This window comes from Caulobacter sp. GW822-FHT07D08 (assembly GCF_058798735.1).
In genome coordinates, this window is the sequence record NZ_JBXAKU010000024.1 from 17,871 (window position 1) to 38,742 (window position 20,872).

The 20,872-nt window shown below is 69.4% G+C and carries 23 protein-coding genes; 11 read left to right on the forward strand and 12 right to left on the reverse strand.

Annotated features, from left to right (window positions below):
* Positions 1–803 precede the first annotated feature (803 nt).
* On the reverse strand, positions 804–3,089 hold the full coding sequence (locus AC1RJ9_RS25820) for an NADP-dependent malic enzyme (RefSeq protein ID WP_492841210.1): 2,286 nt from the start codon (positions 3,087–3,089) through the stop codon (positions 804–806).
* A 253-nt stretch (positions 3,090–3,342) separates the two neighbouring features.
* Between AC1RJ9_RS25820 and dapB the strand changes: the two genes are divergently transcribed.
* The 5 genes from dapB to AC1RJ9_RS25845 all read left to right on the forward strand — a co-directional run bounded on the left by dapB (position 3,343) and on the right by AC1RJ9_RS25845 (position 8,967).
* Entirely contained in the window at positions 3,343–4,131 is a 789-nt protein-coding gene (gene dapB / locus AC1RJ9_RS25825) for a 4-hydroxy-tetrahydrodipicolinate reductase (protein WP_492841212.1), read from the forward strand.
* Positions 4,132–4,185: 54 nt separating this feature from the next.
* The gene (locus tag AC1RJ9_RS25830) at positions 4,186–7,428 is read left to right on the forward strand and encodes an intermembrane phospholipid transport protein YdbH family protein (RefSeq protein WP_492841214.1); all 3,243 of its coding nucleotides are present in this window, start codon (positions 4,186–4,188) and stop codon (positions 7,426–7,428) included.
* 35 nt (positions 7,429–7,463) lie between these two features.
* Positions 7,464–7,649: a YnbE family lipoprotein gene (locus AC1RJ9_RS25835; protein WP_492841216.1), complete on the forward strand. Its 186-nt coding sequence runs from the start codon at positions 7,464–7,466 to the stop codon at positions 7,647–7,649.
* 13 nt (positions 7,650–7,662) lie between these two features.
* A complete protein-coding gene (locus AC1RJ9_RS25840) occupies positions 7,663–8,019 on the forward strand; it encodes a YdbL family probable chaperone protein (RefSeq protein ID WP_492841218.1) in 357 nt (118 codons plus the stop codon).
* Between the two features lie 75 nt (positions 8,020–8,094).
* The gene (locus AC1RJ9_RS25845) at positions 8,095–8,967 is read left to right on the forward strand and encodes an EamA family transporter (RefSeq protein WP_492841220.1); all 873 of its coding nucleotides are present in this window, start codon (positions 8,095–8,097) and stop codon (positions 8,965–8,967) included.
* A gap of 110 nt (positions 8,968–9,077) precedes the next feature.
* On the opposite strand, the gene cysQ is transcribed toward AC1RJ9_RS25845, so the two are convergent.
* Both cysQ and AC1RJ9_RS25855 read right to left on the reverse strand, forming a co-directional pair.
* On the reverse strand, positions 9,078–9,863 hold the full coding sequence (gene cysQ / locus AC1RJ9_RS25850) for a 3'(2'),5'-bisphosphate nucleotidase CysQ (RefSeq protein ID WP_492841222.1): 786 nt from the start codon (positions 9,861–9,863) through the stop codon (positions 9,078–9,080).
* Positions 9,864–9,873: 10 nt separating this feature from the next.
* A complete protein-coding gene (locus AC1RJ9_RS25855; RefSeq protein WP_492841224.1) occupies positions 9,874–10,065 on the reverse strand; it encodes a DUF3553 domain-containing protein in 192 nt (63 codons plus the stop codon).
* 64 nt (positions 10,066–10,129) lie between these two features.
* Between AC1RJ9_RS25855 and chpT the strand changes: the two genes are divergently transcribed.
* The 3 genes from chpT (at position 10,130) to AC1RJ9_RS25870 (ending at position 12,133) form a co-directional block, all read left to right on the forward strand.
* Positions 10,130–10,819 (forward strand): histidine phosphotransferase ChpT, encoded by a 690-nt coding sequence (gene chpT / locus AC1RJ9_RS25860; protein WP_492841226.1) that lies wholly within the window; start codon positions 10,130–10,132, stop codon positions 10,817–10,819.
* Between the two features lie 106 nt (positions 10,820–10,925).
* Positions 10,926–11,303, forward strand: coding sequence for a response regulator (locus AC1RJ9_RS25865; protein WP_492841228.1), 378 nt, complete (start codon positions 10,926–10,928; stop codon positions 11,301–11,303).
* Entirely contained in the window at positions 11,300–12,133 is an 834-nt protein-coding gene (locus AC1RJ9_RS25870; protein WP_492841230.1) for a CheR family methyltransferase, read from the forward strand. The genes AC1RJ9_RS25865 and AC1RJ9_RS25870 overlap by 4 nt, the downstream gene beginning before the upstream one ends.
* Here the strand turns inward: AC1RJ9_RS25870 and AC1RJ9_RS25875 are convergent.
* The 5 genes from AC1RJ9_RS25875 to nepR all read right to left on the reverse strand — a co-directional run bounded on the left by AC1RJ9_RS25875 (position 12,091) and on the right by nepR (position 16,102).
* The gene (locus AC1RJ9_RS25875) at positions 12,091–13,224 is read right to left on the reverse strand and encodes a hypothetical protein (protein ID WP_492841232.1); all 1,134 of its coding nucleotides are present in this window, start codon (positions 13,222–13,224) and stop codon (positions 12,091–12,093) included. The genes AC1RJ9_RS25870 and AC1RJ9_RS25875 overlap by 43 nt on opposite strands.
* Before the next feature lie 165 nt (positions 13,225–13,389).
* Positions 13,390–13,524 (reverse strand): entericidin A/B family lipoprotein, encoded by a 135-nt coding sequence (locus tag AC1RJ9_RS25880; RefSeq protein WP_125159551.1) that lies wholly within the window; start codon positions 13,522–13,524, stop codon positions 13,390–13,392.
* Positions 13,525–13,617: 93 nt separating this feature from the next.
* The gene (phyK, locus tag AC1RJ9_RS25885; protein WP_492841234.1) at positions 13,618–15,312 is read right to left on the reverse strand and encodes a sensor histidine kinase PhyK; all 1,695 of its coding nucleotides are present in this window, start codon (positions 15,310–15,312) and stop codon (positions 13,618–13,620) included.
* Positions 15,309–15,914, reverse strand: coding sequence for a sigma-70 family RNA polymerase sigma factor (locus tag AC1RJ9_RS25890; RefSeq protein ID WP_492841236.1), 606 nt, complete (start codon positions 15,912–15,914; stop codon positions 15,309–15,311). The genes phyK and AC1RJ9_RS25890 overlap by 4 nt, the downstream gene beginning before the upstream one ends.
* 2 nt (positions 15,915–15,916) lie before the next feature.
* A complete protein-coding gene (gene nepR / locus AC1RJ9_RS25895; protein ID WP_199743613.1) occupies positions 15,917–16,102 on the reverse strand; it encodes an anti-sigma T factor NepR in 186 nt (61 codons plus the stop codon).
* Positions 16,103–16,335: 233 nt separating this feature from the next.
* Between nepR and phyR the strand changes: the two genes are divergently transcribed.
* Complete coding sequence (gene phyR / locus AC1RJ9_RS25900; RefSeq protein WP_492841238.1) at positions 16,336–17,136, forward strand: anti-anti sigma factor/receiver protein PhyR; 801 nt, start codon at positions 16,336–16,338, stop codon at positions 17,134–17,136.
* A gap of 210 nt (positions 17,137–17,346) precedes the next feature.
* Here the strand turns inward: phyR and AC1RJ9_RS25905 are convergent, their stop codons facing one another.
* The 4 genes from AC1RJ9_RS25905 to AC1RJ9_RS25920 form a co-directional block, all read right to left on the reverse strand.
* Complete coding sequence (locus AC1RJ9_RS25905; RefSeq protein ID WP_492841240.1) at positions 17,347–17,610, reverse strand: hypothetical protein; 264 nt, start codon at positions 17,608–17,610, stop codon at positions 17,347–17,349.
* A gap of 14 nt (positions 17,611–17,624) precedes the next feature.
* Positions 17,625–17,813 carry a hypothetical protein gene (locus tag AC1RJ9_RS25910; RefSeq protein ID WP_492841242.1) on the reverse strand — a complete coding sequence of 63 codons (189 nt, stop codon included), beginning with the start codon at positions 17,811–17,813 and terminating at the stop codon, positions 17,625–17,627.
* Between the two features lie 313 nt (positions 17,814–18,126).
* Entirely contained in the window at positions 18,127–18,603 is a 477-nt protein-coding gene (locus AC1RJ9_RS25915) for an OmpA family protein (RefSeq protein WP_492841244.1), read from the reverse strand.
* Positions 18,604–18,693: 90 nt separating this feature from the next.
* Positions 18,694–19,038 carry a YMGG-like glycine zipper-containing protein gene (locus AC1RJ9_RS25920; protein ID WP_492841246.1) on the reverse strand — a complete coding sequence of 115 codons (345 nt, stop codon included), beginning with the start codon at positions 19,036–19,038 and terminating at the stop codon, positions 18,694–18,696.
* A 134-nt stretch (positions 19,039–19,172) separates the two neighbouring features.
* Between AC1RJ9_RS25920 and AC1RJ9_RS25925 the strand changes: the two genes are divergently transcribed.
* Both AC1RJ9_RS25925 and AC1RJ9_RS25930 read left to right on the forward strand, forming a co-directional pair.
* Positions 19,173–20,051 carry a diacylglycerol/lipid kinase family protein gene (locus AC1RJ9_RS25925; RefSeq protein ID WP_492841248.1) on the forward strand — a complete coding sequence of 293 codons (879 nt, stop codon included), beginning with the start codon at positions 19,173–19,175 and terminating at the stop codon, positions 20,049–20,051.
* Between the two features lie 10 nt (positions 20,052–20,061).
* Positions 20,062–20,871, forward strand: a complete 810-nt coding sequence (locus AC1RJ9_RS25930; RefSeq protein WP_492841250.1) for a metallophosphoesterase family protein — start codon at positions 20,062–20,064, stop codon at positions 20,869–20,871.
* Position 20,872: the final 1 nt, after the last annotated feature.

A 20,872-nucleotide genomic window follows, 5' to 3' on the forward strand; every position in this document is an offset into this window, starting at 1 on the left:
GTGCGGGGCAGGCAGGATGCAAGCCCTGGGCTTCTGAAGACACCCCCCTCCCCCGTCCAGGGAGAGGGAACGTGTTTCATCGACCTCGCGCCGTGCGGCTGCGAGTGGGATGGGGAGGCGACGGAGCGGCCGGGCGAACCCGGAGACCGTGAGGTTTGTTGTGTTTCGGCTCGCTTGACCGCTCCGCCAGGCTGTTCTTGCCCGTGAGGATGGGGGGCGTGAGCGTCTTTCAGCTCGGGACCCCACTAGCCCCCGGACGGGCGCGGACCAACTGGATCGGCTACATCCGTCTCCAGCCCGACGGTCCACGATAGGCGGCTTGTACGATCACCGCCCTGTCGCTCCGCTGATGGCTTTGATCCCGGAGACCGCCCGTTCGCCAACCGATCCGCCTGAAGAGTACGGACGGGGCGACTTTCGAGCCTCCAGGAACCGCCAGCGGCCCCGCTCAACCTATCCCCGCCGCCGTTTTGGGCCGGATCCAAACGCCCTCCCCCGCGACGGGGACGCATTGAGTATCGCGGCGGATTCAACGCGGATCATTCAGGGGCGTATAAAAGTGGGAAGTTGTTGATTTCGTGGGGTTCGACGCCGCCAACGCCGGGGATACAACGCCCTCTATCCCCGTGAACCCTCCCGCGACCGGGGGCGCTGTCGCGTAAGGGCCGGCCGGCGTCGCAAGGGGATGACGCCGGCCGGAGGGCTTACGCGTCGGCTTACTGTTGCCGACGAGAACAAGATGGGTACGCCAGACAGGCCCAAAAGGCCCTGTGACGCCCTGACGCGGAGGCGCCCGGCGAAGCTTAGTCAGCCACTTCCTCCTCCGGCTGGTCGTAGGCCGCCATCATCGCCATGTTCAGGATCTTGGACACCGAGGCCGACAGCGGGGCGATCTGGATCGACTTGGACAGGCCCAGCAGCACAGGGCCGATCACCGTGGCCCCGCCCAGCGACTGCACCAGCTTGGTCGAGATCGAGGCGGCGTGGATGGCCGGCATGATCAGGATATTGGCGCTGTCGGTCAGGCGCATGAACGGATAGTTGGCCCGCTTTTCAGGATCCAGGGCCAGCTCGGGCGGCATTTCGCCCTCGTATTCGAAGTCGACGTCCATCTCGTCGAGCATGGCCACGGCCTCGCGCACCTTTTCCGAGCGCAGGCCCATCGGGTTGCCGAAGGTCGAATAGCTCATGAAGGCCACGCGCGGCTTGAAGCCCAGGCGGCGGACGGCGCGAGCGGCCTCGCAGGCGATCTCGACCAGTTCCTCGGCCTCGGGCAGCTCTGTGACGTTGGTGTCGGCCACGAAGATCGTGCGGCCCTTGGCCAGCACCACCGACATGCCCATGATCCGGCCGCCGGGGGCGGGGTCGACGACGCGCAGCACCTCTTCCAGGGCCTGGTCGAAGCTGCGGGTGACGCCGGTGACCATGCAGTCGGCCTCGCCCAGCGTGACCATCGAGGCGGCGAAGCTGTTGCGGTCCTGGTTGATCAGGCGCTGGACGTCGCGCTTCAGGTAACCCTGGCGCTGCAGGCGGGCGTAGAGGGCGTCGACATAGTCCGGATTGCGGTCGGACAGGCGGGCGTTGACGATCTCGAGGCCCGCCGTCTCCGGATCCAGGCCCACGAGCTTCATGTTCTCGTGCACCAGGTTCTCGCGGCCGCACAGGATGGCCGCGCCGTAGCCGCCGGTCTGATAGGCATAGGCCGCGCGGATGACGCTGGGGTCCTCGCCCTCGGCGAACACGATGCGCTTGGGATTGGCCAGCACCGAGCCGGAGATCTTCTGCAGGAAGCCGGCCGTCGGATCCAGGCGCTGGGCCAGGCCGGCGCGATAGGCGTCCATGTCGGCGATCGGCTTGCGGGCCACGCCGGTGTCCATGGCCGCCTGGGCCACGAACGGCGGCACGTACCAGATCAGGCGCGGATCGAAGGCCGAGGGGATGATGTAGTTGGGGCCGAACTTCAGCTGGCGACCGTGATAGGCGGCGGCGACCTCGTCCGGCACGTCCTCGCGCGCCAGCATGGCCAGGGCCTGGGCGCAGGCGATCTTCATCTCGTGGTTCACGCGCTTGGCGCGAACGTCAAGCGCGCCGCGGAAGATGTAGGGAAAGCCCAGGACGTTGTTGACCTGGTTGGGATAGTCGCTGCGGCCGGTGCCCATGATGGCGTCGGGACGCACGGCGTGCACCTCTTCGGGCGTGATCTCCGGATCGGGATTGGCCATGGCGAAGATGACCGGGTTGGGGGCCATCGAAGCGATGATCTCCGGCGTGAAGGCGCCCTTGGCCGACAGACCCAGCAGCACGTCGGCGCCGGCGACGGCCTCGGCCAGGGTGCGCTTGTCGGTCTTGACCGCGTGGGCGCTCTTCCACTGGTTCATGCCCTCGGTGCGGCCCTGGTAGAGCACCCCCTTGGAGTCGACGGCGATGCAGTTTTCGGGACGCACGCCCATGGCCTTGATCAGCTCCAGCGAGGCGATGCCCGCCGCGCCGGGGCCGTTCAGCACGACCTTCACGTCCTCCAGCTTCTTGCCAGTGATGTGGCAGGCGTTGATCAGGCCGGCGGCGCAGATGATCGCCGTGCCGTGCTGGTCGTCGTGGAACACCGGGATGTCGAGCAGCTCCTGCAGCTCGGTCTCGATGCGGAAGCACTCGGGGCTCTTGATGTCCTCCAGGTTGATGCCGCCGAAGGTGATCCCGATGTTCTTGACCACCGTGATGATCTCGTCGGGATCCTTGGAGCTGATCTCGATGTCGATGCTGTCGACGTCGCCGAAGCGCTTGAAGAGGACGGACTTGCCTTCCATCACCGGCTTGCTGGCCAGGGCGCCCAGGTCGCCCAGGCCCAGGATCGCGGTGCCGTTGGAGATCACCGCCACCAGGTTGCCCTTGGAGGTGTATTCGTAGGCCAGGTCCGGATCGGCGGCGATGGCGTGGACGGGCACGGCGACGCCGGGCGAATAGGCCAGCGACAGGTCGCGCTGGGTGGCCATCGGCTTGGTCGGCACGATGGCGATCTTGCCGGGGGTCGGATAGCGATGGAAGGCCAGGGCCTCCTCGTCCGTGAAGGTCTTGCGTTCCGCGTCGCTCATCCGGCGTTTCCCATTCCTGCTGCGCAAGTTGAAGAAGGGACGCGCCGATCGATGCGAACACGCCCTTATGTGGGATCACCGTAGCGAGGGGCGCCGAGCGTCACAACCGGGGAAGGACGCGAAAATCCCAGCAAACGCTTGTTGGACTTGGCCTTGCGTCAACTTCGCTGACGTTCGGGAAGCCCGGGAGAGGTTGACCCGAGGGGGCGGATTGGGCGATTTGCCTCAAGTACATTTTGTACTGGAGCCTGACTTGTCCCAGCCCGTGAAGATCGCGATCGCCGGCGCCAACGGCCGCATGGGCCAGGCCGTGGCCAAGGCGGTGGAGGGCCGCGCCGACGCGGTCGTGACCGCGCGCTTCGAACGTCCGGGCGTGGATGGCGCCGGTCTGGTCTCACGCGACGAGGCCCTGGCGACGACGGACGCCGTGATCGACTTCACCCTGCCGGAAGCCTCGGTGCTGCTAGCCGAGGCGGCCGCCGTCTTGTTTAAGAAGAATGGGGGCGGCCCGGCCCTGGTCATCGGTTCGACCGGCTTCTCCGACGACCAGCTGGCCCGCATCGACGACGCCGCCCGGAAGGTCGCCATCGTCCGCTCGGGCAACTATTCGCTGGGCGTCAACATGCTGATGGGGTTGGTGCGTCAGGCCGCCGCCGCCCTGCCGGCCCAGGACTGGGACATCGAGGTCTTCGAAGCCCACCACAAGCGCAAGATCGACGCCCCCTCCGGCACGGCGCTGATGCTGGGCGAAGCCGCCGCCGAAGGGCGCGGCGTGGACCTGGGCCAGGTCGCCGACCGCGGCCGCGACGGCGTCACCGGTCCCCGCAAGGAGGGCGCGATCGGCTTTTCGGTCGTGCGCGGCGGCGGGATCATCGGCGAGCACAGCGTGATCTTCGCCGGCGAGTCCGAGAGCCTGACCCTGTCGCACTCGGCCATCGACCGGGGCCTGTTCGCGCGCGGGGCCATCGCCGCCGCCGTCTGGGTGAAGGGAAAGCCGCCCGGCCTCTACGACATGCAGGACGTGCTGGGCTTTTCGAAGTAGGGATCTAAGCTGAGCCGGGGGGCTTTTTCTAGGATCTGGACTGCCAAGGACCTGATGGCCGAGCCCCCGACCGCCCCCGAAACCCGTAAGACGCCCCGGAAGGCCTGGGATCGCGCGCGCCTGATCGACCTCGGCCTCGAGGCCCTGTCGCTGTCGATGCTGGCCATGATCGCCACCGGCCTCGTGGTCTGGTCGGGCCGACGCGAAATCAGCCGCGAGCTGGCCGAGGCCTGGCTGCGCGAGCATGGCGTCGAGGCCGCCGTCGAGCTGGACGACCTGGACGCCACAGGCTTCACCGGCAAGGTCCGCCTGGGTTCGCGCGACAACCCCGTCTTCGCCGCCGACCGGCTGGAAGTCGCCTACGACCTGTCCGCGCCGTGGAACGGCGAGAAATTCGGCATCCAGACCAAGGCCGTGCGGCTGGTCCGCCCGCGGGTGCTGGCCAGCATCGACGACAAGGGCCAGGTGCGTTTCGGCGCCCTGCAGCCGCTGATCGACGACTTCCTGAAGTCGCCCAAGACGCCGAACGTCCCGGGACCGGCCGTGCTGGTCGAGGACGCGCGGCTGGACCTGATCACCCCCGGCGGCCGCGCCCGGATCACCGGCGACGCCAGCCTCGACGACGGCCAGTTGCTGCGCTTCGACGGCCGCCTGGCGCCGCTGCGCTATGCGGCGCGAAACCTGGTCCTCGACGCCAAGGGCGCGACCGTCACGGCCCGCAAGCGCGGCGACCGGCTGACCATAGACGTCTCGCTGGCCCTCGACAGCCTGGAGGCCGAGGCCGCCGACCTCGCCGGGACCACCGTCAGGCTCTCCGCCGACCTGCCCTATCCGGACCTGGCCAGGATGACCGCCAGCGGCCCGCTGGAAGCGCGGCTGACCCTGCGCGCCGAGGACGGCCGCTTCGGCGACGCCCAGGGCGAGGCGGTGACCGGCGACCTCTCCTTGACCGGACGCCTGGACGGCGGGCTGGAGAGCTTCGCCTTCCTGGGTCGAGGCCGCGCGGCCCTGCGCGGCGGGCGACTGTCGGCGCCGGCGCTGGACGCCCGCGAGGCCAGCCTCGCCGTCGACCTCGCCCGCATCGCCGGCGGCCGCCAGGACGGCCGGCTGACCCTGCGCGGCGCCGCCAGCGCGCAGTTGCGGGTCGGCGAGGCCGTGGCCGCCGGAACCGCGCTCCGCGCTTTTCGCGCTCGAGCGACCTCCGACAATCTGGGCCTGATCGCCGACGCCAACGGCGCCAGCGTCAACGGTCCGCTGAAGATCGAGGCCGGCGCCGACCGTCTGGCCGCCGGCGCGCTGGCCGTGGCCTCGGCGCGGCTGAACGCCAGCGGCCGGGTCGACCAGAGCGCCAAGGGCCTGTTCCTGACCCTGAACGGCTCAGCCGGCGGCCACAGCGCCGTCTCGGGCCCGGACGCCGAGCGCCTGGCGGCCCTGATCCCCAACCCGGACTACGGCAAGCCGTTGAGCCAGGCCCTGCGGACCTTCGACCTGGCCTTGCCCGCCGTCGGGCTGGAGATCAGCGGCGCGCGCGCGAAGCTGACCCTGCCCCGCGAGGCGCGCCTGTCCGCGTCCAACGGCGTCGTGCTGACCGCCGCCGCCCCGAAGGCCCTGCTGATGGACGCGGGCCCGGAGGGGGCGCGTGGCGCCTTGCAGGTCGCGCTCGCGGGCGGCGGCCTGCCAAAGGTGCGGATCACGGCCAGCGACTGGCGCGCCGCGGGCGGGATCATGACCTCGCCGCTGACCATCGCCACCGAGAGCTTCGACCTGCCGCCGATCCAGGGCGTCACCGGCCAGATCGATGGCCAGGCGCGGATCGCCGGCGGCCGCTTCACCCTGACCACGCCCAAGTGCGCGCCGATCACCGCCAAGGCCTATGCCCTCGGCGACGCCCCGGTCACCGCGATCAAGGCGACCCTGTGCCCAGCCAGAGCCCCGCTGGTCACGGCCGGGGCCAACGGCTGGAACGCGGCTTTGCGCTTCCAGGACGCCGAAGGCGAACTGGCCCTCGCCCAGGCCAAACTCCGGGGCGTCAAGGGCGAGGCGACCCTGGGCGGGGCCGGCGGCTTCGAGCGCGCCAGCGTTCAGGTCGCCAGCGCCGCCGTCACCGACGCCGCGCCGGAGCGCCGCTTCAATGCGATCCTGGCGAAGGGGGGCCTGACGCTGTCAGGCGGTCTCTGGAACGGGACCTTCCAGGCCGCGACGCCCGTCGGCGCGCCGCTGGGCGAGATCCGCCTGCGCCACGTGGTGGCGACCGGCGTCGGCCAGGCCGATATCGACGCCTCGAAACTGACCTTCGCCAAGGACGGCCTGCAGCCCGCCGACCTGTCGCCGATGGCCGCCTTCGCCACCGACGCGCGAGGCCCGGCCAGCTTCACCGGCGTCTTCGCCTGGGACGCCCAAAATCCGAATGGAGGGGGGGCGACCAGCCGGGGCCGTCTGGTCGCCGACAAGATCGACTTCACCAGTCCGATCGGCTTCGTCGCCACCCTGGACGGCGCCGTCGCCTTCGACAGCCTGGCGCCCCTGACCACCGCCCCGGACCAGACCCTTAGGATCGTCAAGATCGACTCCATCGTGCCGCTGACGGCCGTGGAGTCGGTGTTCCAGCTTGCCGCCGAGAGCCTCAAGATCTCCAAGACCACGTTCGAGGCCGCCAAGGGCCGGATCTCGATCGAACCGATCGACGTGCCCCTGGGCGTCGACAAGCCGCTCAACGGGGTCATCGTCATCGAGCACCTGGACCTGGGCGAGGTGATCGCCGCCTCGTCCCTGGCCGAGAAGGTCACGGTGCAGGCCGTGGTCGACGGTCGCCTGCCTTTCACCTTCGGTCCCGAGGGCCTGCGCTTCCACGAGGGCAGGATCACCGCCATCCAGCCGGGCCGGGTCGAGCTGTCGCGCACGGCCCTGACCGGGGTCGCGGCCAGCCCCGCCGACAGCCCGGGCGCGCCGCCGCCGGCGCCGGCCCAGGTCAACGCCATCCAGGACTTCGCCTATCAGGCCATGGAGAACCTGGCCTTCGACCAGATGGAGGCGGGCGTGAACAGCACCGACAACGGTCGCCTCGGCGTGCTCTTCCACATCAAGGGCCGGCACGATCCCAAGGTCCCCGAAAAGGCCCGGGTCGGTATCCTGGACCTGTTGCGCGGCCGCGCCTTCGACAAGCGCATCGCCCTGCCGGCCAAGACGCCCGTCGATCTGACCCTCGACACGTCGCTGAACTTCGACGAGCTTCTCAATGCCTGGAAGCTCGCCTTCTCGAAGCCGGCCCAAACCCGTTCAGGCGCGGTTCAACCTTGACCCGCCAAGCTGAATACGAACTGGAGACTTCACGCATGAAGACGCGCGCCCTCTTGCTAACCCTCGCCGCGACGGGAGCGCTCGGCGCGGCCGCCTGCACGCCCACCGTCCGCGTGAAGGTCGACCCGATCAACATCTACGCCAAGCTGGACGCCGATGTGCGCGTGCGGCTGGACAAGGAAGTCCAGTCGCTGATCCAGCAAAACCCCAACCTGTTCTAGAAGGAGAGCCGACATGATCCGCAAGACGATGACGGTTCTGGCCCTTGGCCTGGCGATGACCGCCGCCGGCGCCAACCTGGCCATGGCCCAATCCGCCGCCGCCAAGGCCGCCGTGGACGCCGCCAAGGCCGCTGGCACGGTCGGCGAGCAAGCCGACGGCTATCTGGGCATCGTGTCCGGCGGCGACGCGTCCCTGCGCGCCTCGGTGGCCGAGATCAACACCGGCCGCGCCGCCGCCTACAAGGACATCGCCGCCAAGACCGGCGTGACCCAGGACGCCGCCGGCCAGGCCACCGCCAAGCAGCTCTACAGCCGCCTGGCGCCGGGCCAATACTGGAAGCCGCTGGATGGCGGCTGGGTGAAGAAGTAAGCGCCTGATCTAAACCGTCATCCCGCGCCTTGTGCGCGGGATGACGGGAAGGGTTCGCGGCCCTAAAAGCGGCCGATGTCCGCCGCCCGCCAACGCTTCCTGCCCTATGCGGCCCTGATCGGGGCGATCGTCACGCTGTGCGTCGGCACGTCGCTGGCCAAGGGCCTGTTTCCGGTCGTCGGCGCGCAGGGGACCAGCGCCTATCGGGTCGGGTTCGCGGCGCTTATCCTGATGCTCGTCTGGCGGCCCTGGCGGCATCCGATCTCGCGCGCAGATCTAGGCCGGGTCGCGCTGTACGGCGCGGTGATGGGCGTGCTGAACCTCAGCTTCTACATGGCCATCCGCACGGTGCCGCTGGGCGTGGCCGTGGCCATCGAGTTCATCGGGCCGCTGGCGGTCTCGGTCGCCAGCTCGCGCAAGCTGATCCACTTCGTCTGGATCGGCCTGGCCGTCCTGGGCCTGGCCCTGCTGCTGCCGATCGATCCCGGCGCCAAGCCGCTGGATCCCGTCGGGGTCGGCTTCGCCTGCGTCGCGGCGGTGATGTGGGCGCTCTATATCATCCTGGGCAAGCGGACCGGCCACCTGCACGCCGGGCGCTCGGTGGCGCTGGGCATGGCCGCCGCGGCCCTGATCGTCGTGCCGATCGGCGTCGCCTCGGCCGGGACCGCGCTCTTCCAGCCCAGGCTGATCGCGCTGGGCCTGGTGGCGGCGGTGATGTCCAGCGCCATCCCCTATTCGCTGGAGATGATCGCCCTGCGCGCCATCCCCAAGCGAAGCTTCGGCGTCATGCTGAGCCTGGAGCCGGCGGCCGGGGCGCTGGCGGGCCTCGTCATCCTGCGCGAACACCTGGCCCTGACCCAATGGCTGGCCATCGCCGCGATCGTCGCGGCCTCGGCCGGGACGATCATGACGACGCCCGGCGAGACCGTGACGGAGGAGGTTCCCTAGAGCCTGTCTGGTTTAGATGGAACCATCTAAACCAGATAAACAGGCTCTATCTTCATACACTTAGAGCGCGTTCGAGCGGTTTAACCGCTCACACTTAAACCTAACGCGCTCTAGGCCGCCGGCCCGCCGCGCACCACGAACCAGCCGTTGCGGAAGCCCTGGTCGGCCTTGCCGTAGAGGAACGGCGAGCCGTCCGGCTGGGTGAAGGTCCCGCCGGCCGCGACCACCACCGCGTGGGCGGCGGCGGTGTCCCACTCCGAGGTCGGACCATGGCGCGGATAGATGTCGGCCGAGCCCTCGGCGATGCGGCACATCTTGATCGAGCTATCCATCGGCGCGCGCAGGTCGAAACCGTATTGGGCGGCCAGTTCCGCGGCGTTCTCCTCGCGCATGGTGTGGCTGACCAGACCCAGAGCCTCGCCCGTGGGCCAAGGACGCACGTGGACCGGCGTCTCGGCCCCGTCCGGGCCCGAGCGCTTCACCGCCCCTTGCGCCGTCGTGAACCACACCTCGCCCGTGGCCGGGGCGCAGACCGCGCCGGCGACCGGCGCGCCGTTGTCGATCAGGCCGATATTGACCGTGAAGTTGGGGTCGCCGCGCACGAAGGCCTTGGTGCCGTCGACCGGATCGACCAGGAAGAAGCGCGGTCCCACGGCGTCGGGAGTCCCGAACTCGCTGGCGTCCTCCTCGGAGATCACCGGCACGTCCGGATAGAGCTCGGCCAGTCGCCGCAGGATCAGGCGCTCGCCGGCGCGGTCGGCTTCGGTGACCGGGCTCTCGTCGGCCTTCTGGACCACGGCCAGCTCGGTGCGCCAGAACGGCAGGATGACCGCCGCCGCCTCATCGGTGATCGTGGCCAGGGCGCGGCCCCAATCCGCGAGATTTTCGCTGCTCATTGTTGTCCCCTCACCCCAGTCCTCTGGGGTCGTCGCCGACGAAGACCAGACGCACGCGGTTGGCGTCGATGGTCTGCTTGCCGGCCTCTTCGAAATTGACGGTCACGCGGTGTCCGATCACGGACTGAACCTGCCCCAGACCCCAGTCGGGCTGGCCGGGATGGCGCACCAAAACGCCGGGCTCTAGAAACGGATCGACCACGGGCTTCGTTTAGAGCGGCGGGCCCCGTTTGCCAAAGCCTCAAATCACGGCAGAGTCCGCCGCCATGACCGACATCGTCCCAGAGACCTCCCTTGCGGCCCCCGCTTCCGCGTCCCCCGAAACGGACGTCCAGGGTCCCGACTTCGCCGCCATGCTGGCCGCGCGCCTGTGCCATGACTTCATCAGCCCGGCCAGCGCCATCGTCTCGGGCCTGGATCTGCTGGACGACCCGGCGGCCCAGGACATGCGCGACGACGCCATGAACCTGATCGCCTCGTCGGCCCGCAAGCTGGCCGACCTGCTGCAGTTCACCCGCGTGGCGTTCGGCGCCTCGGCCTCGGCCGAGAACTTCGACTCGCGCGAGCTGGAAAAGCTGGCCCAGGGCGTGTTCGCCCACGTGCGCCCGACCCTGGACTGGCAGATCGAGCCGCAGGCGATGAACAAGTCCTCGTCGCGTGCCATCCTCAACATCGCCCAGATCGCCGCCAGCGCCCTGCCGGCGGGCGGCGTGGCCACGGTCAAGGGCGTGGCCGCCGACGGCCGCTTCTCGATCATCGCCGACTCGGTGGGCCCCCGCGCCCGCCTGCGTCCGGAGGTCCTGGCCGGCCTGAAGGGCGAGCCCCTGGCCGAGGGCCTGGGCGGTCCGTGGGTTCAGGCGGCCTATCTGAACGCCCTGGTCCGCGCGGCCGGCGGCCAGATCGCCGTCGAGATCGGCGAGGAACGCGCCTGTATCGCGGCTTGGGTCCCCGCCTAGGGTTCTCTGGCGGAAGCTCCACTATAAAAGTTACATTTGCCGCACCCCGATCCGGGTCTAGGCAAACCGCTCCTTAACCAGACCGCTCACACGATGGCGGCCTGAATTGGAGCATGCCGTGAAGACCTGTCTGGTGGTCGACGACAGCCGGGTGATCCGCAAGGTCGCCCGCCGGGTCCTCGAGGACATCGGCTTCGAGATCGCCGAGGCCGCCGATGGCATGGAGGCCCTGGCGTGGTGCCGCGCGGCCATGCCCGACGCGGTGCTGCTCGACTGGAACATGCCGGTGATGAACGGCATCGACTTCCTGCGCCAGCTGCGCAGCGAGCCCGGCGGCGCCGCGCCCAAGGTCGTCTTCTGCACGGTCGAGAACAGTCCCGATCACATCCGCGCCGCCATCGAGGCCGGGGCGGACGAATACATCATGAAGCCGTTCGACGGCGACATCATCGAGGCGAAGTTCGCCGAGGCGGGCCTGCTGTGACGCCCGAGGACATGGACCTGCTGGCGGCCCTGGGCCGCGCCCGCGCCGGCGTGCGGGTCGAAACCGAAAAGCCTTACCTGGTCGAAAGCCGTCTCTCGCCGCTGGCGAGACGCGAAGGCTATGACTCGATCGAGGCGTTGATCGCGGCCCTGCGGGCCAAGCGCGAGGACCGGCTGATCTGGGCCGTGGTCGAGGCCCTGTGCCGCAGCGACACCACCTTCTTCCGCGGCCGCGAGGCCTTCGCCCAGCTGCGCGACGAGGTGCTGCCCGCCCTGTCGCATCGCCGCCCCGACGCTCCGATCCGCATCTGGAGCGCGGCCTGCGCCACCGGCCAGGAAGTCTATTCGCTGGCCATCGCCGCCAATGAGGCCAACGCCCTGGCCACCGGGACGCGGTTCGAGTTCTTCGGCTCCGACCTCTCCGAGCGCTCGCTGGAAAAGGCCCAGGCCGGCATCTACACCCAGTTCGAGGTCCAGCGCGGCCTGCCGATCCGGATGCTGATCAAGTATTTCGAGAACCAGGACGACACCTGGACGATCTCACCGCGCATCCGTCAGATGGTGCGCTGGAAGCGGATCAACCTGCTGTCCGACCTGTCGGTCATGGGCCGCTTCGACGTCATCCTGCTGCGCGGCGTGCTGCGGAACATGGACGGCGCGTTGCGGGCCAAGGTGGTCCAGGCCCTGGTCGCCCTACTGCCGGGCGACGGCGTGCTGGCCCTGGATCCTGAAGACGACGTCTCGGAATTCGACGACGTGCTGACCGCCGCGCCCGGCGGGGTCGGTATCTACCTGCGCGATCCGTCCGTGCGAGTCGCCGCGGCGGCGTAGGCCTTGGCGGGCGCGCGCGTCACCGTCGCCCCACCGACGAGGCCGCCCAGCGCCTCTCCCAGCTTGGTCATTCCGCGCACCGGCGCCGGCGTCACCGCCGCGAAGGCGGGCGCGAGCTTGCGGAACAGGATCGGCGGCGCCTCCGGACCGACGATGGCGCCGTGCAGGTCCATCAGATCCACCACCCGGCGGGCGGCCTTGCGCCACGCGATCGGCGGGACGATGCCGTGCGGCGCCGGGGCGCGGCAGTCGGAGAAGTCCGGCTTCAGCCCGCAGCCGGCCTCGATCGCCGCCTCGATCTCACGAGCATAGGCTTGGTCACGGGCCAGGCGATCGACATCGACCACCAGGTCGGCTTCCGGCAGGGCCTTCAGGTACGAGCGCAGCCACACCGCCAGGAAGGCCTGGAACGAAACGCTGGCCGGGGCGCGCTTCAGGCGCCGGCGGACGGCGGCGACGCGCGCGTCCAAGGTCCCGCCTCCCTGGCCCCCGGCGTCGAAGTCGCGGCCCAGCAGGGTCCGCGAAACGTCGCCGCAGCCGGCCATCTCGGACAGCAGAACATAGTGGCAGAGCTCGAAATAGGTCGGGCGCGGTCGCTTGCGCAGCGAATAGAACGACAGCCATTGCTGCACCGGATCGCGGATCAGCACTACGTGGAAGCCGCCGAACCGGCGCTTCAGCCATCCCGCCCGGCCCAGGGTGCGGCAGCAGGCCAGCACCGGCGTCTCACCCCGGACCCTGGCGGCGGAGACCAGTTCCTCGACATAGGCCTGCTGGGCCAGGTCGCTGGCTTCGGGCTCGATCCAGAAGCGATCGAGGGCGAAGCCGGGCTCGAAGCGCCGCACGCCGCCCGCGGGGTCGAGGACGACCTCGAATTCCTTCAGGTAGGGCTCGGTCCCGCCCGGATGGCGCAAGCCGCTGTTGTCGGGGGCTTCGACATCGATGGTCCGCGCCGTCAGCCTGGCCAGCTGCTCGTGCCAGGGTTCGTAGTAAGCGCGCACGCCCGCGAGCGCCCTGAAGCGATGCCAGACATAGGTGCTGGAGCAACGCCAGCCGCTATGCACGAAGACGGTGTGGGTGTGTAACGACAAGCGCGCCCCTCGACGGGGACAAGTCTGGCTTGGCAATCTTGCAGTCGGATATCGACGAAGCCACCCAAGGTCGCATTCGCGCAATACTGCGACGTTTTATGGCGCGAACGAAAAAGGCCCGCCGGCGGAACCGGCGGGCCTTTCGCTAGAACAGGTCTGAACGCCTTACTTGACGTCCTTGGCCGTCTCGCTGACGGCCTTGCCGGCCGACGAAACGTCCTTGCCAGCGCCCTCGACGGTGTTGCAGGCGGCGACCGACAGCGACGCGAGGGCGGCGGCGATAATGACGAGCTTACGCATGGTCTTCTCCGATGTTCGCCCCCGAAGGGATGGGGAAGGGGCGCTTGAAACGATTGCCCCTCAAGAACGTCAGCGGCGAAGCTCGGTTCCAGCCTAGGTTAGGGGAATCACCGCCTGCGGGGTCGGGAAGGTCAGGCGTACGGTCAAACCGCGCGGGGTGTGGCTTTCGAACGTCACCTTGCCGCGCAGCTGACGGGCGAAGGCGGTCATCAGGGTGCGGCCGACCCCGCCGCCGACACTGTCGGGCGCGCCCGGACCATCATCGCTGATGGAGAGCTCGGCCTCCTCGCCACGCACGTGGAAGCCGACGCTCAGCATGCCGCCCGCCGGACCGAAGGCGTGCTTCTGGGCGTTGGTGATCGCCTCGACCGCGAACAGGGCGATCGGGGCCAGCCGGTCGGGATCGATGACCAGCGGATCGGCATGGACCTCGGTCCGCACCAGCGGCGAGGTGGACATGTCGTTCGCCAGCAGCTGGGCGGTCAGCTCCTCCAGGAACGGCCGCAGATCGACGCGCTTGAGATCCGGCCCCTGGTAGAGGGCGCGGTAGATCTGGGCCAGGGCGGTGATCCGCTGTCGGGTGTCGTTCATCGCCGCCTTGGCCGCGGGATCGGCCAGGGCCCGCTGCTGCATGTTCAGCAGCGAGGTGATGATCTGCAGATTGTTCTTCACCCGGTGATGGATCTCGCGCATCAGCGCGTCTTTCTCGGCCAGGCTGTCCAGCAGCGAGGCGTCGCGGGCGACGATGCCGCCGGCCATGGCGTCGAGGGTCGCCGCCAGCTCGCGGATCTCCGGCGGCGCGCGCTCGGCCTGCAGCGGCCGAACGGTGAAGCGGCCACGCGCATAGATCGCCGCCACGCGCTGCAGGTAGACGATCCAGCGGATCACCTCCCGCTCGGCGACGATCAGCACCGCGCCCAAGGCCAGGAAGAAGGCCAGAAGCGGCAGCAACAGGCGCGAGATCGGATTGATCCAGGCCCAGGACACCAGGCCCGGCGTGGGGGCCGACAGCACGACGAAGACATCGTCATTGACCAGCGGCGCGGCCGAGTAGGTGCGCTCGTGGTGGGCCGCGTCCTCGTGGCTCCAGATCGCCGCGCCGCTCTTGGCCGCGCGCTCGCGCCAGCCGCGCGGCGGCGCCGAGAAGGCCGAAGGGTCGGTGGCGGCGAAGATCGCGCCGTTCGAATCGGCCAGCGCCACCTCGGCCCCGTCGGGCATGAAGCGGTTGACCGTGCCGACCTTGAGATCGCGCAGGTTCAGGACGGCGGCCATGGCGCCTTCGAACTTGTCGGGCGCGCCGGCGCGGACGGCGGCCAGCACCGCCGGCTCGTTGGCGTAGACCGCGCCGGGATCCGAGGCCACGACCATGCTTGCGCCGTCGCGCAGCTCCTGGAACCAAGGCCTTTGCCCCCGCTCGGCGTCGAACGGCGTGGTGGCCGCGGCGCAGGCCACGCGGCCGCGCGAGTCGAAGCGGATCAGGTTGGCGTAGCCCGGCAGGCGGGCGCGCACGTCGGCCAGGCGCTGGGCGCATTCCAGCCCGACCGAGCCTGGGCCCAGGGTCTGGAGCAGCACCCCGGCCGCCTCGATGCGGGCGCGGGCGTTGGCGGCGCTCTGTCCGGCGGCCAGCTCCAGGCTCTGGCGACGCGAGTCGGCCTCGGCTCGGAAGGCGAAGATCGATTGCGCGCCGCCGATGATCAGCACGGGAAGCAACGCCACGCACAGCGCGAAGGCCAGGCGGACTCGGATGGAGGTTACGGCCTGCTCGGCGCGGCCGGCGAAAGTCTTCACCGCAGAGAGCTCAACCGCTCCGCGTCGGCGAGGATCGCATGCATGGCGTCACCCGCCGATGCGCCGTCACGATCATAGGCCCCCGCTTCGAGGATGGCCTGCAACGCCCGGCGGGCGCGGCTGACCCGGCTCTTGACGGTGCCCACGGCGCAGCCGCAGATCTCGGCCGCTTCCTCGTAGGCGAAGCCCCCGGCCCCGACCAGGATCAGCGCTTCGCGCTGCTCGGCCGGCAACATGGCCAGACCCAGGCGCAGCTCGTCCAGGGCGACGGGCGCCTCGGGATCGTCGACCGCCACCAGGGTCCGCTCGGCGGCTTCCTGGTCCAGCTGGCTCTGGCGCCAGCTGCGGCGCTTTTCCGAATAGAACTGGTTGCGCAGGATCATGAAGGTCCAGGCCTTCATGTTGGTGCCCAGCTGGAAGCTGGCGCGCGCGTCCCAGGCCTTCATCATGGCGTCCTGCGCCAGATCGTCGGCCGCGGTGGGGTCGCCGGTCAGGGTGCGGGCGAAGGCGCGCAGATGCGGAATCAAGGTGACCAGTTCGCGTTTGAACTGGTTGTCACGGACGGGGTCGGGCGGCGAGCGGCCGACTTGCGGTTCGCTCATGCTCAGCGCTCTCCCTTCGGAGGCTCGGCCTTGCGGAGAATCTCGAGGAATTCGTCGGGCACCGCCTCGTTGACCACCTCATCGAACATCTGGCGCAGCTTCACGCCGATGGCCTGCTGGCGCAGACGCGCCTCATCCAGCGCCGCGGCGCTCTTGCGTTTGTCTTCCATGGGTACGTGTTCGATCATGTCCTCGACACCGAACTGCATTTGCATCGGCGTCCGCCCCCTTTGGCCGAATGTCTTTCCGCCAGACGACAACGTGGTTTTCCGTGCCCGGTTCCATAAGCTTGAGCTTAAGATGTCAAAAATCCGCACCGGACGGAACCGCTCAGTTGAGGAGGCGTTATCGACCATCGACGGAACGGCATAGCTTTGCCGTTCGTTCGTTAGTTTTCGAAGACACCGCATCGGGAGGGGTCATGAGTCTTCTTGCTCGGCTGGCGCCGCATCTGCCTTACATCCGCCGCTACGCCCGCGCCCTCACCGGCGATCAGTCGACCGGCGATCATTATGTCCGCGTGGCCCTCGAGGCCCTCGCGGCCGGCGAGCGTTCGCTGGACGACGATCTGTCGCCGCGCGTGGCGCTGTATCGCGTCTTCCACGCCATCTGGCTCAGCTCCGGCGCCCAGCTCGAGGCGCGCCGCGACGAAGGCCTGACGGCTGGCGACGACGCCGCCCAGCGCCTGATGCGCATCGCCCCGCGTTCGCGGCAGGCCTTCCTGCTCACCGCGCTCGAGGGCTTCACCCCGTCCGAAGCCGCCCAGATCCTGGACTGCGACTTCGGCGAGGTCGAACGCCTGATCTCCGACGCCCAGGCCGAGATCGACGCCGAACTGGCCACCGACGTGCTGATCATCGAGGACGAGCCGGTCATCGCCGCCGACATCGAGGCCCTGGTCAAGGAACTCGGCCACCAGGTCACCGACATCGCCGCCACCCGCAGCGAAGCGGTCGAGGCGGTCGCCCGCCGCACCCCGGGACTCGTCCTGGCCGACATCCAGCTGGCCGACGGCTCGTCGGGCATCGACGCGGTCAAGGACATCCTGGGCCGCATGGACGTGCCGGTGATCTTCATCACCGCCTTCCCCGAGCGCCTGCTGACCGGCGAGCGCCCGGAACCGACCTTCCTGATCACCAAGCCCTTCCAGCCGGAAACGGTGAAGGCGGCGATCGGCCAGGCGCTGTTCTTCCACCCGCGCCGGACCGCCAAGGCGGCCTGATCTCAGGGTCGCTCCCGACAAGACCCTTTGAAACGGCTCTCCGAAAGGAGGGCCGTTTTTCTTTCGGCCCCTGGCGGGAAGGACGGAGCTCCTACGGACATGGAGAAGGGGCGGCCTCCTTTCAGAAGGCCGCCTTCGATCGCCAAGGCTAGAGCATTTCCGACGAAGCGCGGACCGATTTGTCGCCGGAAAATGCGTCCAGACAGAACCCTAGGGCGTCTGGCGCGCCGGCGTCTGCTGGGTGTCGTAACGCTGGGCCTCGGCCGGCGTCTTGGCGCCGTTGTTGACCTCGACCTCGGCGAGATCGCGGGCGCGGAAGGTCCAGGCCCCGAACAGGGCCAGCGCCGCGAGCACGGTGGAAATGATCAGCACCCAGAACACCTGGCGGCCCCAGCGACCCTGGCGGGCGCGGGTGGCGTTCAGGCGGGGGCCCTGCGGGTCTGGCGCGGCGTCGTGATGAATGTCGGCGGGCATGATGTCATACCTCCTTATGGCGTCCAGATACGGGTGGCGTCCGCGTGGTCGCGGTCGTTGAAGGCCTGCACCATCCCGGCGGAGGCTCCGACCGCCACGATCACGACCAAGGCCATGACGCGCGAGCGCACCCTTCTTTGACGCTGCGTGAGCGTCGAGACGAAAACCGTACCGCCATGCTCGGCCTGATAAGTCCGGATCACGACGTTGCTCCCCTGCCTCGGCGGACCACATGTCCGCCTGGGATTTCAACGTGTTCCGGACACCGCCGTTCCCGCCGCCCGCCCCTTTCGGTCGTTCGCGAAAAAAAACGCGCGAGGTCGGAACCGTTCGCGCGAAACGTCGTTTTCATCCTTGCGAAGGCGGCGACGCCCCCCCGACTTGAGGCTGGCGATAGCCAGCCTGCCGCCTTCGCACCCCCCTTTGTTGATGCGAACTTGGGCGGACCGGGCGACCGGCCCGCCTTTCCTTCGGCTGCGCTCAAGCGAACGGCCTGAGCGGCCCGCCCGTCCTGGCCTATTTGCTCTCCAGGTCGAACAGGATGTCCGCCCGACGGCGCAGCGGCGCGGATGCGCCCGACGCCGCAACGGCCCCGGCGTCCCCCACGGCGGTCGTATCGATCTCGACCTTGCCAAAGCCGGCCTTGGCCAGGGCGGCGGTCACCGTCGCGGCGCGCCGCTGTGACAGGACCAGATTCGCCCCGGTGGTCCCCACGGCGTCCGCCAGGCCGGTCACCCGCACGGACTTCACGGCGCAGCCTCTCGCCTGGGTCTGGGCGTTGGCCAGCAGCATGCGGGCCTCCTTCGTCAGATCGGCGCTGTCCTGCTCGAAATAGACCGAGGACTGGAAGTCGGCGCAGGCCGCCGGCGCGGCGGCCACGGGCTTGCGCAACACCCGCCATGGGCTCTCGGACGTGGCGCAGCCCGCCAGCGCCAGGACCACGCCCGCCACGCTGATGGCCTGCACGGCATAGGTGATCTTCATCGTCTTCATTCGAACCCTCCTCCTCGAACCTGCGAACACAAGAAAGGCGATCGGCTGGGCCGATCGCCTTCCATGGGGCGTCGTCGCGTCTCGTCCAGCTTAGTAGCGGCGCGCGCCATCTTCCCAGTAGTAACGACCGCTGCGGGAGTCGTAATAGTAATAACGGCCCGCCCGCTCGTCATAGTACTGGCGGCGGTTGGTGTCGGTCGCCCCGCAGCCGCCGTCTTCGCGGCAGCCCTTGACGGCCCCGGCGGTCCCGCCGATGGCGGCGCCGATCGCGGCCCCGGTTCCGGCGCTGCCGCTGCCCACATTGTTGCCGATCACGGCGCCGGCCAGGGCGCCGATGGCCGCCCCGCCGGCAGCGTTGCGCTCCACATTGCCGGTCGAGGTGCACGCCGCGGCAAGCACACCCACGCCCATCAGGGCGATCATGGTCATCTTCATCCTGGCTCTCCGTTCCAAGCTTCCTGTCCCCTGCCGCTGCTAACGACTCCCGGGCACGACGGTTCCGTTTGGCGGGGAACCACGGTCGAGCTCCGCCCGTTGCGTCGACGAGTTTGACGAGAAGAGGGGAGCGCGTGAAGCGTATCGAGGTCATCGCCAACACCGCGTCCGGATCCGTCGGCCCGGACGCGCCGCGGATCGCCGAACAGCTGCTGGCGGAATACGGCGTTTCCGGCGTCGTCCACGCGCCGCGGCCGGGCGAGCTGATCAACTGCCTGAGGACGGTGATCGACAGCGCGCCGGACGCGGTGCTGGTGATCGCCGGCGACGGCACGGCCCGCGCCGCCGCCGAAATGGCCGGGCCCGACGGTCCCTTGATCGCCCCCCTGCCCGGCGGCACCATGAACATGCTGCCGCACGCCCTCTATGGCGAACGCGACTGGCAGGCGGCGATGAAGGCCTGCCTGGAGAGCGGCGAGGCGCGGACCATCTCCGGCGGCGAGGTCGGCGGACGTCTTTTCTTCGTCGCCGCCATCCTGGGTAGCCCGGCCCTGTGGGCCACGGCCCGCGAGGCGGCCCGCGAAGGCCGCTTCAACATCGCCCTGGCCCGCGCCCGCCGCGCCTTCCGCCGCGCCTTCTCCGGCCGCCTGCGCGTCTCGCTGGACGGCCGACCCGAGATCAAGACCGAGGCCCTGACCCTGATGTGCCCGCTGGTCTCGACCGCCCTGGACGCCGACGAGCGCGCTCTGGAGGCGGCGGCGCTGGATCCGTCCAGCGCCCTGGACGTCTTTCGCCTGGGCTTCAACGCCGCGCGAGGCCAGTGGCGCGAGGACCCGTCGGTCAACGCCGGCCGCTGCCGCACCGGCAAGATCCGGGCTCACGGCCGCATCCCGGCGATCCTGGACGGCGAGCCCGCGCGGTTCGATCCCGAGGTGTCTGTCCGCTTCCGCCCCAAGGCCTTCCGAGCCCTGGTTCCGCCAGATGAGACCTCAAAGGACGGGACGCCAGAGTGAGCCTAGACCGATGAGACTGGTCCAGCTCTCCGACATCCATTTTGGCGGCGAGAATCAGGAGGCCGTCGAGGCCGCGACAGGCTGGATCGCCGAGGCCCGGCCCGACCTGGTGGTGGTGGCCGGCGACCTGACCCTGGACGGCAAGACCCCCGAGTTCGACGCGGCTTCGGCCTGGCTGAAGCGCCTGCCCGATCCGATGATCGTCGTGCCCGGCAACCACGACACGCCCTTCGTCGGCCTTGGCGAGCTCTTCGAGCGCTTCACCCGCACCTGGCGGCGGTTCAGGGACCGGTTCGGCGACGAGGACGGCGCGGCCTGGCGGACGCCGGGGATCACCGTGACCTCGCTGAACACCGCCCGCGCCGCCCAGGTGCGCTGGAACTGGTCGAAGGGCGCGGTGTCGCGCGGCCAGATCCGCCGCGTCGTCCGCGAACTGGAGGCCGCGCCCGCCGACGACCTCAAGGTGGTGGTCTGCCATCATCCGCTGATGGAGGTTCTGGGCGGACCGATGACCGCCAAGGTCCATGGCGGGGTCGACGCGGCCAACCGCTTCGTCCAGGCCGGGGCCGACGTCATCCTGTCGGGCCATATCCACCTGCCGTTCGTCACCGCCGTCCCGTTCGGCGACGGCAAGACCCAGGCGATCGGCTCGGGCACCCTTTCGCACCGGGAGCGGGGCGCGGCGCCAGGCTTCAATGTCATCGAGGTCGAGCCCGGCTGCGTGCGCGTACAGGCCCTGGCCTACGCGCACGGCAAGTTCGAGGTCTGGCGCACCTGGGCCTGCGACCGCAGAAGCCCAAACGAAAACGGCGCGGCCTGAA